A 13,460-nucleotide genomic window follows, 5' to 3' on the forward strand; every position below is an offset into this window, starting at 1 on the left:
TTCCTGATACCGCTTTTGTAGGAGCTCACCTTGTGGGCGACATCTTTCGCGATATCGCAGCAGGACCTGCGCCTCCCCGGCGAACGGCGTCGCGCACAGGGTGCGCTCCTACACCTACCTATTTACCCGAGGAACTGACATGACCGAGAAGCAAGCTACTACCGCACCGCTGCAGAACGCCCGTATCGCCGTGCTCGGCTACGGTAGCCAGGGCCGTGCGCACGCGCTGAACCTGAAGGACTCCGGCCTCGACGTGGTCGTGGGCCTGCGCCCGGGTGGCCCCTCGTGGAACCGCGCCTACGTGGATGGCTTCGCGGTCGCTGAACCGGGTGATGCGGTGCGTGGCGCCGACCTGGTCGCCGTGCTCACGCCGGACATGACCCAGCCGGCCATCTACAAGGAATCGATCGAACCGAACATCAAGCCCGGCGCCACACTGCTGTTCGCCCACGGCTTCAACGTGCACTTCGGCCAGATCGCCCCGCGTGCGGATATTGACGTGGTGCTGGTCGCACCGAAGGGCCCGGGCGCGTTGGTGCGCCGCGAGTATGAGATCGGCCGCGGCGTGCCTTGCCTGTATGCCGTGCACCAGGATGCCACCGGCCACGCGACCGAGCGCGCCACGGCGTACGCAGCCGGCATCGGTGGCGCCCGCGCCATGCTGATCGAAACCGACTTCAAGGAAGAAACCGAGACCGATCTGTTCGGCGAACAGGCCGTGCTGTGTGGTGGCGCCTCGGAGCTCGTGATCAAGGGCTTCGAGACCCTGGTCGAAGCGGGTTACCGCCCGGAGATCGCTTACTACGAAGTGATGCACGAGCTGAAGCTGATCGTGGATCTGTTCTACGAAGGTGGCATCGCCCGCATGCTCGAGTTCATCTCCGAGACGGCGCAGTACGGCGATTACACCCGTGGCCCGCGTGTGGTGGATGAAGGAACCAAGGAGCGCATGAAGGCCGTGCTGAAGGATATCCAGGACGGCACCTTCGCGCGCGAGTGGACGGCCGAGTACAAGGCCGGCCTGCCGAACTACAAGGCGTTCAAGCAGCGCGACCTGGAGCACCCGATCGAGAAGGTCGGCGCGCAGCTTCGTGCCCGCATGCCCTGGCTCGCGGCCAACCAGCCCAAGCCCGCCGAGGAAGCCGCAAAGAGCGCCTAAGCCCGCCAACGGCAGGAGCGCACCCTGTGCGCGACCTCTTACGCGACATCTCCATGCCTGGAGCCGTCTCGCGAAATGATGTCGCCCACAGGGTGGGCTCCTACACCACAGGAACAAAGGAAACCCACGTGAACGCGCAACTGGATACCGTCGGCGACATTAGCCGAACCACCTCGAAGCACCCCCTGGCCGGGCGCGCCATGACCGGCGCCGATATCGTCGTGCAGGTACTTGCCGACGAAGGCCTCGATGTCCTTTTTGGTTATTCCGGTGGCGCCATCCTTCCGGTGTACGACGCGGTATTCCGTTTCAACGCCGACCACGTGCGGGACGATGGCAGCGAGCCGCTGCCCCTGATCGTTCCCGCCAATGAACAAGGCGCGTGCTTCATGGCCGCCGGGTACGCTCGCGCCTCCGGCCGTGTTGGCGTGGCCCTGGTCACTTCGGGCCCCGGTGCCACCAACGCCGTCACGCCGGTGCGCGATTCCATGGCGGACTCCATCCCGCTGGTCGTCATCTCGGGTCAGGTGCCCACGGGCGCGATTGGCACGGACGCGTTCCAGGAAGCACCGATCAGCCAGATCATGGGTTCGTGCGCGAAACACGTGTTCCTGGTTACCGACGCCTCGACGCTGGAGGCCACGCTGCGCACCGCCTTCCACATTGCGCGCAGCGGCCGGCCCGGCCCGGTGGTCATCGATATCCCAAAGGATGTGCAGAACGCGCCGCTCACGTTCGAAGGCAGCCGCGAGTTGCCCGTGCGTGGCTACCGCTCGCGCCTGCATGCCGTGGAGTCGGCGACGCTGACCGATGCACACTGCGCCGAGTTCTTTGCCCAACTCGCACAAGCCGAACGCCCCCTGATCTACGCCGGTGGCGGCATCGTCGCCGCAGGCGCAGCAGGCCCGCTGCGCGAGTTCGCGCATGCCTTCGGCATCCCCGTGGTAACCACGCTGATGGGTATCGGCGGCTTTGATACCACCGACCCACTCGCGTTGCATATGCTCGGCATGCACGGTGCCGCGTATGCGAATTACGCGATGGACGATTGTGATTTCGTGTTTGCCCTCGGTGCGCGTTTCGACGATCGCGTCGTGGGCGTGCCCGCCAAATTCGCACCCAAGGCCAGGGCCATCGCCCAGGTCGACATCGATCCCGCCGAGATCGGCAAGGTCAAGGCGGTGGACTGGCACCACGTTGGCTCGCTGGATACGACACTGGACCGCCTGCTCGCCTACGGTGCGCGCAAGGGCTTCCGCAAGGATCTCTCGGCGTGGCACGCGCATGTCGCCGGACTGAAGCGCACGCACGCCATGAACTTCTGCCGCGATAGCGGTGCCATCCAGCCCTGCGCCGTCATCGAGGCGATCAATCGCATCACCAACGGCCACGCGATCATCAGCACGGGCGTCGGCCAGCATCAGATGTGGGCGGCACAGTATTTCGATTTTCGCGAGCCACGCCATTGGCTCACCTCCGGCTCCATGGGCACCATGGGCTTCGGCTTGCCGGCAGCGATCGGTGCGCAGCTCGCCCGCCCTGACCTCACCGTGATCGACATCGATGGCGACGCCAGCATCCGCATGAACATCGGCGAGCTGGAGACCGTCACGACCTATGGCCTGCCCGTGAAGGTCGTGGTCCTGAACAACAGCGGTGACGGCATGGTCCGCCAGTGGCAGAAGCTGTTCTTCAAAGGCCGGTTCGCCGCATCCGACAAGAGCTTGCACAAGAAGGATTTCGTTCGCGCGGCCCAGGCGGATGGATTCGAGTGGGCGCAGCGCCTCGAGAACCCCGCCGACATTCCGGCCGTGATCGAGGATTTCCTCGCGTTCAAGGGCCCAGCGTTCCTTGAGGTGGTGATCGACCCGGATGCCGGCGTGTACCCCATGGTCGGGCCCGGTGCCACGTATGCCGAAATGATCACGGGCGACTGGATCGCCAGCCGCAGCGCACCCATCGCGCCCACCGGCCAGCCGACGGGGATGTTCTGATCATGCGCCACACGGTTTCCATCCTGCTGCAAAACGAGGCCGGTGCACTGGCCCGCGTGGCGGGCCTGTTCGCCTCGCGCGGATACAACATCGAATCGCTGACCGTGGCCGCCACGCATGACGAGGATGTCTCGCGCCTCACCCTCGTGGTGTTCGGCGATGACGCCACGGTGGAGCAGATCATCAAGCAATCCGCCAAGCTGGTGGATGTGATCGAGATCGGTGAACTCACCCGCAAGGAACACGTGGAGCGCGAGCTCGTGGTGGCTCGTGTTGAAGCGCCGGGTGATGCGGTCGACACATGCCTTGGCCGTTTCGGCGGGCGCCTGCTCCAGCGCGAAGGCGCCCAGTCCGTCGTGGAATACACCGGCCGCGCCGACGAAGTGGATGCGTTCCTCGATGCGCTACACGCGGCGGGCGACGTAGCCGATCATGCGCGTAGCGGCATCGCCGCCATAGAACGCCCCCTGGTTACCGCGTAACCACGCTGCCCTTGTGTGGCAGCGCGCTTGCGCGCGATGGGATCTTGCAGCACACCCGATCGCGCGCAAGCGCGCCCCTACACAGAGTCTGGTGTCACGCGGCATAGACCGCGCGGCGTTACCAGACCTTGTAAACCTGCCCCGTTTGCAGTCCTTCGACCGATCGTGAGAACGCCAGCGCCGCGCGCGCCGCCGTCACCGGCTCGAACCCGCGGAAGTACGGCCCATACGCGTGCATGGCTTCGGTCAGCACGTTGGGACTCACCACGTTGATGCGCAGCCCACGCGGCAATTCGATCGCAGCCGCGCGCACGTAGGCCTCGACGGCTCCGTTGGCCATGCTGGCGCAGGCGCCGGAGAGGATCGGCTGCTCCGTGAGGATGCCGGTGATCAGCGTGAATGACCCGCGGTCGCGCAGCGTGTGCATGCCGACCTGTACCAGGCGCACCTGCCCGAGCAGTTTATCGTTCAGACCTTCGAGGTACTTCGCCTCGGTCAGCTCGCCCAGCGGCGCGAACGGCACCTTGCCAGCCGCGCAGACCACGGCGTCCAGGTCACCCACCGCGTCGTACATGGCACTGACACTCGCCGCATCGCGCAGATCGACCTTCACATCACCACCGCTCCTGCCGGCGCGGATGATCTCGTGGCGCTGCCCTAGCTCGGCCACGACCGCTTTACCGAGCGTGCCGCTGGCGCCAACGACAAGAACCTTCATATCCGTGTCTCCCTAATGACTACCAACGGTGGAGGGTACGCCCAGGCGCATGAACTTGCGCGCGACGACAGGGTTGCAAAGTCGATCGATGCTTCATGGGGCGTATCCGAAGACTTCACTCCCGCGCGCCTAGCTTGGCATCGAACGCAGCCGAGTGGAGCACGCCACATGCCCTACACCCCCACCAACCCCCAACCGCCGTTCGCGGAACCCGGCAAGAATCGCCCGGAAGATGAGATCCGCCAGCCCGGCAGCTACCGCCCTGAGCGCGATGCCGACCCGGAGCCTCCGGAAGACGACGATCCCATCGAGCCATTGGAACCGAAATAAGCACCCAGGGGGCGTCGATAGGCGCCCCTTATCATCTCGGATGCGCTCAGGAACCAGGTGCCCGCGTGTCTCTCCGATGCTTCCACGCGTGTTGCAACAGATGCATAGGGCTGAACGCGAACGTGAGCCGATGATCGCCCGATGGCACGCACACCGCGCGGAACATGCCGTTGGCGCGGTGGATGGGTAAGGGCGCACCGTCGAGCGCCGCGACCCAACCGGGGTGGTCCACGTCGCCCGCGACGAGCCATCCGCCTTGCGCAGAGTGGACCGCCACGTCCACGCGAGAGTACGTCGCACCGGTCACCTCCGCGTCCAGACGCCCACCGCAGGTGTCCGCGCCTGCACGGGCCACGGCGCGATCCTCGTCGTCGCGAGGCGTGAGCCAGACCGATTGCGCGAAATCCGTCTGGTTGAATGCCTCGATGGCGGGTGATTCCCCGACCTTCATCCAATGCACCTCCGCGGGCTGCAGGAAGCGCGCATAAGCGCCGTCATTTCGCCACAGGTCGACGTAGGGGAAGGAGCCAACCTTGATGTAATCCGGCGGCGGCGCGTAGGTCGCAGGCGCATCGCCGTGCCCGATGGCGAGGTAACGCACGCCAAGCAAGTCATCCAGGCGCGCGTCCGGCGGCGCGTTGTAGGGCGCGGCATCGCTGGTCACGTTGATGTTCTCGCGGGGTCGATACCACGCTTCGTACAGGGCATCGCGCAAGGGGTTGTAACCCTGGGTGGAGCGAATGCCGGACACCATGCCCATGTTGTCCCAGGCGGCCGAGGTGTGCTCCACGGCGATGCGCTCGTGGGCGCCGAGATTTTCGACGAGATAGCGTGCAGCCGCATCGCGCTGGTAGTGCCTCGCGTCGTTGTACGACGCGTTGAACCGGCCATTGAAGTTATAGCTGCGGTAATCCGCCACCAGCAGCACCACGAGAAGCAGCACGACGCGCCACTCACCGCCCGGGCGAAACACTTGCCACAGTACGACGGCGCCAACGATAACGGCGATACCCGGTGCACCATGCGGCGCGAAGCGCGAAGCGATGCCGAGGACGGCGAGCCAGAGCAACGCCAGGGCGGCCAGCCATGCCATCTCCCGGCGCGAGCGTAGGTTCACCTGGGTCGCACCGGCCGCCACCAGGAATGCCAGGGCAAAGTTAAGCACGTAGGCCGCATCCGAAGGGCGGCGGAAGTGCGTCAGCCCGGGCAACCAGGCATAGAGCCACGCATACACCGGCGTGCGCGTGCCGACCATGTACACCATGGCAAGCCCCGCCAGCACGGCAAAGCACACGATCCCCCGTCGTCGGCGCGGCGTCTTCCACGCGCGCACCAGACCGGTGAGCACCAGCGTCGGCACCACGCCGATATAGAGGAACGACTGCACCGGGTCGATCACGGCGTGCGTGAAATCCGTGAACCCACCGTACGCGTTGGGGTTGAGGAAAAACAGGAACGCGCGAGGATCGAGCGAACCACCGTCGGCAAGCGCCAGCGCCATGCTGGCGCGATTGGACAGTTGCATGGTGGCCCAGCTGAAGAGGAGCTGGGGCAAGCCGATCAGCAACGCGATCGCCACGGCCGCACCGAGGCTCAGGGCCACGCGCTTACGCTCACGGCCACCCAGCACGCGCCAGGCGGTTCCCACGGCAACCGCGGCGTAGCCAAGCAGGACCAGCACGAACAGGTAGGTGACCTGCGTGAGCTGCGTCACCATCGCGCCCGCGGCCAGCCCCAGCAGGCCGCCGCGCGCGATGCCCGGGAGCTCAAGCACGCGGCGCAATGCCAGGAGCACCACGGGCACATAGGCATAGGCGATGACGATGGGCACGTGTTCCAGCCGCGAGGCGGCCACGCCGCCAGCCATGTACACGATGGCGCCGAGCAGCGTGCCCAGCGCGTTCGCGCCGTGGCGGCGCAATACGCCGAGCATCGCGGCACCGCCCATCAGCACGTGAAGCAGCACACCCCACGAGAACCACACGCCACCCGGGTCCGGCGGGATGAGCATCCAGGCCATGAGCAGGGGCGAGAACAGCATGCCCTGGGGATCGCCCAGCTGCGCGAACCCACCGTAGATATACGGATTCCACCAGGGCGCCAGCCCGGTGCGCAGGCTATGGGCGTTGAAGTACACCGTGGGGTAGAACTGGTAGATGGCGTCCCAGGGCAGCACCTTGCCCCGCACCAGCACGTTGAAATTCAACACGAGCCACGCCGCCGTCAGCACGAGGAGCAGGCGTCGGTGGGGGATCTTTTCCGTAGTCAAGGTGCGCGCGGGCCATCGCAAGGGAATGCGCGAGTCTAAGGCAACCGACGGCGCGGCGGCCCTGTGGCATGCGCGGCCGCCCGGTTAGACTGGTGCCCATGAGCCCTGCCCCGAAGAAGCCCACCACGCGCCGCAAGGTGCCTACCATGGCGCGCAAGCCCGTCACCGCGCCCGCCCCGGCACCCGTGCGCCCGGCCGATGCATCGACCACCGCCGAGCGCGTCATCGCGTTCCTGCTGCGCAGCGCGCCGGCCGCGCGCCGGGAGCGCATCTACGCATTCCTCCAGCTCACCCGCATGGACCGTCCCATCGGCGCACTCCTGCTGTTGTGGCCAACCTGGTGGGCGCTATGGCTGGCGGCGAAGGATTTCCCCCCGGTGGGACCGCTGGTGATCTTCACCCTGGGCGTGTTCGCCATGCGCTCGGCGGGTTGTGCCATCAACGATTACGCCGACCGCAAGCTCGATCCCCAGGTGAGCCGCACTGCCGGGCGTCCGATCGCCAGCGGCCGGGTCACCCCGCGCGAGGCGCTGATCACCTTCGCCGCGCTGCTGGTGTTCTCCTTCGTGCTGGTGCTGTTCACCAACAAGCTCACCATCCTGCTTTCCTTTGCGGGGGCGGGGCTGGCGGCGCTCTACCCCTTCACCAAGCGCTACACCAACCTGCCCCAGGTCGTGCTGGGTGCGGCGTTCGGCTGGTCCATCCCCATGGCCTTTGCCGCGGTAACCAACACGGTGCCGCCCGTGGCCTGGCTGCTGTTCATCGCGAACATCCTGTGGTCGGTGATCTACGACACCGAGTACGCCATGGTCGATCGCGAGGAAGACCTGAAGGCAGGTGCGAAATCGACCGCCATCCTGTTTGCCGACGCGGACCTGGTGATCATTGGCGTGCTGATGGGTACGTTCCTGCTGGCGATGCTGCTGGTGGGAACGCGCGCGGCGCTGGGCTGGCCCTACTGGCTGGGGCTCGTGATTACCGCGGGCTTGTTTGGCTACCAGCAGTGGATCATGCGCGAGCGGGCACGAGCGGCTTGCCTGGCGGCGTTTCGGCATAACAACTGGGTGGGGTTGGCGCTTTGGGTCGGGATCGTGGTGGCACTGGCGCTGTAGGAAGAGCATCGCGAGGTCACGCGCGATCTCGTGATGGACATCACGTTCGTCATGGTTCGGAAAACTTTGCTGTCATCGTGACATCTCGCGGTCATCGCGCATGAACTTGTCCGTCACTACTGACGCATAAGTTGCTTGGGATCGCGTGCCCAGGGAGAGGCCGGCGTGCTGGCAAACCCCTGCCGGCGCCGGGGTGGGCATGTGCAAGCCCATCCCCGGAGTTCTACCCCCATGCGTAACACCCTGCTCTGCCGTGCGCTGCGCGCGGCGATCGTCGGCGCGTTCGTGCTTTCCGCCGCCGCCCATGCCCAGGATGCGGCACCCGAGAAGAAGGCCACCGACCTGGATAACGTGGTGGTCACCGCCCGCTCGGGCGTGGAGAGCCGTACCAAGGCCGAAACGAGCTACTCGATCACGACCATCGACGAGGACCGCCTGCGCATGCAGGCGCCGACGAGTGTCACCGAGGCGGTGAAGTCGGTGCCCGGCTTCTGGGTCGAATCCTCCGGCGGCGAAGCCTCCGGCAATATCCGTGCTCGTGGCATACCCGTGGATGGCTATGGCTCGGTCACACTGCTGGAAGATGGCATCCCCGTGCAGCACGACCCTGCGCTGGGCTACCTCAACGCCGACCAGGCCTTCCGCCTGGATGAAACGATCGAGCGCGTCGAAGTGGTCCGTGGTGGTCCGTCGTCGGTGTTCTATTCCAACGCACCCGCAGGCGCGATCAACTTCATCCCGCGCCAGGTGGGCGACACCGCCGAAGGGCTGGTGAAGTACACGGTAGGTAACTATTCGCTCAACCGCCTGGACTTCTGGTACGGCACGCCGATCGGCGGTGGCTGGAAGCTGGGTGTCGGCGGGTTCTGGCGCGTGGATGATGGCGTGCGCCGTCCGCAGTTCGACGCGGACAAGGGCGGGCAGCTGCGGGCCACGCTGTCGAAGCAGCTTGAGCACGGCGACATCAGCTTCGATGTGAAGCACATGGACGACAAGGTCGCCCTGTACCTCGGCATCCCGATGTACACCGATCCGCACGGCGATATCCGCCCCGCCCCGGGCTTCAATGGCAATTACGGCACCCTCGCCGGTCCGGAGACGCAGAATCTGGACATGCGCGAAGCCGGAGGTGGCACGTATCACTTCGATAACAGCGAAGGCACCCACGTGAAGCGCACGCAGGTGTCGTTCAAGTTCGACCACGACCTGGGCGATGACTGGAAGCTCGCCGAGTCCATGCGCTACAGCACCACCGATACGCAGCGTAACGGTGTATTCCCCAACGCCGTGCAGACGGGTGCCACGCTGATCCAGCAGGACACGGCCAACCGCCTTGGCCTCGTGCCCGGTGCCACGGCACTGCAGCTGCGCTATGTCGATAACCCGGCGCAGGTGTTCAATGTGAATGGCCAGAACGGCAATGGCCTGGTCGTCACCGGCGGTATTCGCGGCGTCACCCTGCCGGTCGATGAGTTCATCAACGATACCCGCGTGCTCCGTAAGTTCGAATTCGGCGACCAGAGCCACGACGTGACGCTGGGCTATTACCACGCCAACTTCGAGCAGGATTTCGATCGCTATTCCTCCACGGTGCTGATGGATGTGCGCGACAACGCGCGCCTGCTCGACCTGGTCGGCGTGGATGCGAACGGCAACGTCGTGGGCTCGCTCACGGACCATGGCTTCTACGGCTATGGCTACGAATGGGAGCATGCCAGCGGCAAGTCCAACACCAATGCCTTCTACCTCTCTGATGAGTGGCAGGTGACCCCGGAGCTGCGCATCGATGGCGGCGCACGCTGGGAGAAGGTGAACGTGCAGGGCTACACCGAGGGCAAGGCCACGGTGAACCTGGGTGGCTCGCCGGCCGCCATGAAGGTGCTGACGGGTAACGGCCAGTACACCCACTACGACCAGAGCTTCGACAAGACCGGCTGGACCCTCGGTGCCAACTGGCAGTTCTCGCCGCGCCAGGGTGTATTCGCCCGTTGGACCTCGGCGTTCCGCCTGCCCAACCTCAGCACCTACATCACAAGCCCCACCGCCACGCCTGTGTTGCAGACCATGGACCTTGGCGAGGCCGGCTGGAAGTACAGCGATCGCTTCGTGGATACGTACGCGACGCTGTTCTACACCAAGTACAACAACGTGGGCTTCTCGAACTACGTGTTCGATCGCAACACCAATACCTCGACCCCGCAGACGGGTTACGCCGACACCAAGACCTTTGGCCTGGAGCTGGAAGGCACGATCTACCCCACCCAGTGGTTCGACGTGCAGTTCAACGCCACCCTGCAGGACCCGAAGTACAAGGGCCTGCGCTATACGGAGGTGGTTAACAACGCCCCCGTGTTGCGCGACTATGAGGACAACCAGCTTATCCGCGTACCCAAGGTGAGCTACCGCATTGTCCCGGGGGTGAACCTGATGGATAACCGCCTGCGCCTGCAGTTCTCGTACGAGCACGAAGGGCAGCGCTACGTCGACACGGCCAACTCGGTGCGCCTGCCGGCCTACCACGTGGTGAACTTCAGCGCCCGCTACGATGCCACCCAGCAGCTTTCGCTGTATTTCTATGCGGATAACCTGTTCAACTCCCTGGGCCTGACCGAAGGCAACCCGCGCGCGGGTGAGTTGGCCAGTTCCGATGTGGGCGCGACCACGTTCATCGCCCGGCCGCTGCTCGGCCGCTCGTTCCGGGCCGCCGCGATGTACCGCTTCTGATGCGCGCCCTGACCGCACTCCTGCTTGCCTGCTTTGCCGCCAGCACCGTGGCGGCCGAGCGTGCGCCCGATGTCGTGCTGCGTGGTGAGCTGACCGGCAAGGACAACCACACGTACCGCGAGGTGCCTTTTGAGGTACCCGCAGGAACGAAGCGCATCACCATCGATGTGAGCTACACCGGTCGGGAACAACGCACCACCATCGACCTGGGCCTGCTCGGCCCGGGCGGTTTCGCGGAGCAGGATGGCTTCCGCGGCTGGAGCGGTGGCAGCAAACACCGCTTCACGGTCTCGGCCACCGATGCCACGGCCTCGTTCCTGCCCGGCGAGATCTGGCCAGGCCGTTGGCGCCTGTTGCTCGGCATCCCGAATATCCGCCCGACGTCCACGGCATCGTTCACCGCCGATGTGTGGTTCTCCAACGACGACGAAGGCTTCGGGCCGGAGCATGGGTTGTCGGCTCCGCTGAAGACCACCGCTGGCTGGTATCGCGGCGACCTGCACATGCATACCGCGCACAGCGACGGTGGCTGCCTGAACGCCAGCGGGACCGCCAAGGTGCCGTGCCCGCTGTTCCTCACCGTGGTTTCGGCCGCGAAACGCGGGCTGGACTTCATCGCCATCTCCGAGCACAACACCATGTCGCAGGTGTCGGAGATGCGCGAGTTGCAGCCGTACTTCGATACGATGCTGATGATCCCGGCTCGGGAGATTACGACGTTCGAAGGCCACGCCAACCTGTTCGGCGTGTCGCGGCCACTGGATTTCCGCCTGGGCAGCCCGTCGGTGCCGGATTGGAACGCGCTGACGGCCGATGTCGCGAAGGCGCACGGACTCATCTCCATCAACCACCCGCGCCGTCCGAACGACGAAACCTGCATGGGCTGCGGCTTCACGCCGTCGAAGCCGGTGAATATGCACGGTTTCCAGGCCATCGAGGCGATCAACGGCCGCGACCCGGAGCGCCCGGAGACGGGCATTCCGTTCTGGGAGAAGCAGCTCAATGCAGGCGTGCGTATCACCGGCATCGGCGGCGGCGACAGCCATGACGGCAGTGACGGCGCACGCGACGAGTTCGCCGGGGTGATCGGCGTGCCGACCACCGTGGTGCGTGCCGATGCGCTCTCGATGGACGGCATTCTCGACGGCATCCGTGCGGGGCATGTGTTCGTGGATACCGAGGGCACGAAGGACCGCATGCTCGAGGTAACCGCCACGGCGGCGGGTGCTGGTGCCAACGCAGGCGCCGAGGCGCACATGGGCGATGCGCTGAGGGTGGCGAAGGGCCGGCAAGTGCACGTGGCGGTGACCACAGCCGCGGTCACCGGTATGCGGGCCATCGCGACCCTGGACGGCAAGCGCCTCTCCTCCACCCCCATCGCCGCCGACAACACCGCTTCCCTCGACTGGAAAAGCGACGGCAAGTCCCATTGGCTCCGCATCGACATCCGCGACGCCACCGGCAAGCTCATCCTCCTCGGCAACCCGATATACCTCAACCAGCCTTCGCCTTGAAATCCGGCTTCGGTGTCCGTGCCAGGGCCCACACATCCACCCGCTCCACCCCCGCTTCGAGTAACGCCAACGTACACGCTGCCAATGTTGCGCCCGTCGTCATCACATCATCCACGACCGCCACATGCTTGACGGCAGGAACGTCGCGGACCCGAAAGGCCCGGCGCACGTTCTCGGCACGCTGCTCGGCATCGAGGCCACTCTGGGCATTCGTCGGACGAGTTCGTTCAAGCACCCGCGCACACACCGGCACATGGATGTGCCTGGCCAGCGGCCTCACCAACTCCAGCGCCTGGTTGAAACCACGCTCCCTAAGCCGCGCCGTGTGCAACGGCACGGGCACGATCAGCTCCGGCAACTGCGGCGGCGCGCCCGCCGCGATCCATTGGCGCGACAGCACGTTACCTGCCACCAGGCTGCCGCCGAACTTGAACCGCGTTTCGAGCAGGTCGAGCGGCCAGGCATAGCGATAGGGCACCCATATGCTGTGCCATGGCCGGGTCTCCTTCGTGCACTCCAGGCACAGATCGGCGGTCCGCGCCAAAGGGAGCGCACACCGACGACACTGCGACGTGTTGCGCTCGAGTGAAGCTCCGCAAGGTGCACATAGCTCAATGCCCTCGTGACCCGCCGCTCCGCACAAGAGGCAACGCGGCGGCATGAAGAGTCGAGCTATGTGGGCGAGGGTGGTGCGAACATCCATGTGCCTGACCGGCGCAGCTTCAGAAAGTGAAGCTGCGCAAGTTAGCGATCAGGACGTGCCTTTCTCTATGGAAGGATTCTGAAAAGCGTGTGGGCTTTTGCTTACGTCGTGTCAGATCAGGTGTTCGGCTTGAACATCGCCGCATCCACGATCGACCACAGGTGGATGAGCCAGCCCATCCAGATGATCCACAGCAGCGCGGCCAGCACGAACATGATCAGTGCCTTGAACACCCGGCCCTGGACGAGTTGGCCCAGGCCGGGAATGAAGAAGCTGCAAACGGCCGCGATGACGTTACCTGCACTGCCTTGGCCTGCTGCACTCATGGGGAGCACTCCGTGGGGGACGGAACCATCCTACGGCAGCGAGGGGGTGCTGAAAGGTAAACTGAAGGCATATCGTTAAGGTTGACAGTGCCAGGGCGGGCGCCGACACTTCGCGCCTTCGCCACGGGA

11 protein-coding genes and 1 pseudogene are annotated in these 13,460 nt (G+C 65.4%); 7 read left to right on the forward strand and 5 right to left on the reverse strand.

Translation table 11 applies throughout. From position 1 onward, the window contains the following. Nucleotides 1-139 precede the first annotated feature (139 nt). The 3 genes from ilvC (at nucleotide 140) to ilvN (ending at nucleotide 3,635) form a co-directional block, all read left to right on the forward strand. The gene (gene ilvC, locus L2Y97_RS20830) at nucleotides 140-1,159 is read left to right on the forward strand and encodes a ketol-acid reductoisomerase (protein WP_247430523.1); all 1,020 of its coding nucleotides are present in this window, start codon (nucleotides 140-142) and stop codon (nucleotides 1,157-1,159) included. Between the two features lie 200 nt (nucleotides 1,160-1,359). Then, nucleotides 1,360-3,153: a biosynthetic-type acetolactate synthase large subunit gene (gene ilvB, locus L2Y97_RS20835; protein WP_247436940.1), complete on the forward strand. Its 1,794-nt coding sequence runs from the start codon at nucleotides 1,360-1,362 to the stop codon at nucleotides 3,151-3,153. A gap of 2 nt (nucleotides 3,154-3,155) precedes the next feature. Next, nucleotides 3,156-3,635, forward strand: coding sequence for an acetolactate synthase small subunit (gene ilvN / locus L2Y97_RS20840; RefSeq protein ID WP_247430525.1), 480 nt, complete (start codon nucleotides 3,156-3,158; stop codon nucleotides 3,633-3,635). 118 nt (nucleotides 3,636-3,753) lie between these two features. Here the strand turns inward: ilvN and L2Y97_RS20845 are convergent, their stop codons facing one another. Continuing rightward, nucleotides 3,754-4,353, reverse strand: a complete 600-nt coding sequence (locus L2Y97_RS20845; RefSeq protein ID WP_247430526.1) for a short chain dehydrogenase — start codon at nucleotides 4,351-4,353, stop codon at nucleotides 3,754-3,756. A 168-nt stretch (nucleotides 4,354-4,521) separates the two neighbouring features. On the opposite strand from L2Y97_RS20845, the gene L2Y97_RS20850 reads away from it, so the two are divergent. After that, nucleotides 4,522-4,683: a hypothetical protein gene (locus tag L2Y97_RS20850; RefSeq protein ID WP_247430528.1), complete on the forward strand. Its 162-nt coding sequence runs from the start codon at nucleotides 4,522-4,524 to the stop codon at nucleotides 4,681-4,683. 46 nt (nucleotides 4,684-4,729) lie between these two features. Here the strand turns inward: L2Y97_RS20850 and L2Y97_RS20855 are convergent, their stop codons facing one another. Next, nucleotides 4,730-6,952, reverse strand: coding sequence for a glycosyltransferase family protein (locus L2Y97_RS20855; RefSeq protein WP_247430530.1), 2,223 nt, complete (start codon nucleotides 6,950-6,952; stop codon nucleotides 4,730-4,732). Nucleotides 6,953-7,098: 146 nt separating this feature from the next. Between L2Y97_RS20855 and ubiA the strand changes: the two genes are divergently transcribed. The 3 genes from ubiA to L2Y97_RS20870 all read left to right on the forward strand — a co-directional run bounded on the left by ubiA (nucleotide 7,099) and on the right by L2Y97_RS20870 (nucleotide 12,302). Then, the gene (ubiA, locus tag L2Y97_RS20860) at nucleotides 7,099-8,064 is read left to right on the forward strand and encodes a 4-hydroxybenzoate octaprenyltransferase (protein WP_425492801.1); all 966 of its coding nucleotides are present in this window, start codon (nucleotides 7,099-7,101) and stop codon (nucleotides 8,062-8,064) included. Nucleotides 8,065-8,295: 231 nt separating this feature from the next. Beyond that, the gene (locus tag L2Y97_RS20865) at nucleotides 8,296-10,788 is read left to right on the forward strand and encodes a TonB-dependent receptor (protein ID WP_247430532.1); all 2,493 of its coding nucleotides are present in this window, start codon (nucleotides 8,296-8,298) and stop codon (nucleotides 10,786-10,788) included. Continuing rightward, nucleotides 10,788-12,302, forward strand: a complete 1,515-nt coding sequence (locus L2Y97_RS20870; RefSeq protein WP_247430534.1) for a CehA/McbA family metallohydrolase — start codon at nucleotides 10,788-10,790, stop codon at nucleotides 12,300-12,302. Before L2Y97_RS20865 ends, L2Y97_RS20870 begins: the two co-directional genes overlap by 1 nt. Here the strand turns inward: L2Y97_RS20870 and L2Y97_RS20875 are convergent. The 3 genes and pseudogenes from L2Y97_RS20875 to L2Y97_RS20880 all read right to left on the reverse strand — a co-directional run bounded on the left by L2Y97_RS20875 (nucleotide 12,283) and on the right by L2Y97_RS20880 (nucleotide 13,331). Further along, nucleotides 12,283-12,780, reverse strand: coding sequence for a ComF family protein (locus L2Y97_RS20875; RefSeq protein WP_343218407.1), 498 nt, complete (start codon nucleotides 12,778-12,780; stop codon nucleotides 12,283-12,285). The genes L2Y97_RS20870 and L2Y97_RS20875 overlap by 20 nt on opposite strands. Nucleotides 12,781-12,873: 93 nt before the next feature. Beyond that, nucleotides 12,874-13,005 (reverse strand): annotated as a pseudogene (locus L2Y97_RS22460) (double zinc ribbon domain-containing protein); the annotation flags it as partial. Nucleotides 13,006-13,121: 116 nt separating this feature from the next. Continuing rightward, on the reverse strand, nucleotides 13,122-13,331 hold the full coding sequence (locus tag L2Y97_RS20880) for a hypothetical protein (RefSeq protein WP_247430538.1): 210 nt from the start codon (nucleotides 13,329-13,331) through the stop codon (nucleotides 13,122-13,124). Nucleotides 13,332-13,460 lie beyond the last annotated feature (129 nt).

It is taken from the genome of Luteibacter aegosomatissinici (assembly GCF_023078495.1).
Classification (GTDB): Bacteria; Pseudomonadota; Gammaproteobacteria; order Xanthomonadales; family Rhodanobacteraceae; genus Luteibacter; species Luteibacter aegosomatissinici.

Bases quoted from the DNA above. Each gene is read 5' to 3' on its own strand.
- ilvC (WP_247430523.1), top strand. From the start codon at position 140: ATGACCGAGAAGCAAGCTACTACCGCACCGCTGCAGAACGCCCGTATC.
- ilvB (WP_247436940.1), top strand. From the start codon at position 1,360: ATGACCGGCGCCGATATCGTCGTGCAGGTACTTGCCGACGAAGGCCTC.
- ilvN (WP_247430525.1), top strand. From the start codon at position 3,156: ATGCGCCACACGGTTTCCATCCTGCTGCAAAACGAGGCCGGTGCACTG.
- L2Y97_RS20845 (WP_247430526.1), bottom strand. From the start codon at position 4,353: ATGAAGGTTCTTGTCGTTGGCGCCAGCGGCACGCTCGGTAAAGCGGTC.
- L2Y97_RS20850 (WP_247430528.1), top strand. From the start codon at position 4,522: ATGCCCTACACCCCCACCAACCCCCAACCGCCGTTCGCGGAACCCGGC.
- ubiA (WP_425492801.1), top strand. From the start codon at position 7,099: ATGGCGCGCAAGCCCGTCACCGCGCCCGCCCCGGCACCCGTGCGCCCG.
- L2Y97_RS20865 (WP_247430532.1), top strand. From the start codon at position 8,296: ATGCGTAACACCCTGCTCTGCCGTGCGCTGCGCGCGGCGATCGTCGGC.
- L2Y97_RS20870 (WP_247430534.1), top strand. From the start codon at position 10,788: ATGCGCGCCCTGACCGCACTCCTGCTTGCCTGCTTTGCCGCCAGCACC.
- L2Y97_RS20880 (WP_247430538.1), bottom strand. From the start codon at position 13,331: ATGAGTGCAGCAGGCCAAGGCAGTGCAGGTAACGTCATCGCGGCCGTT.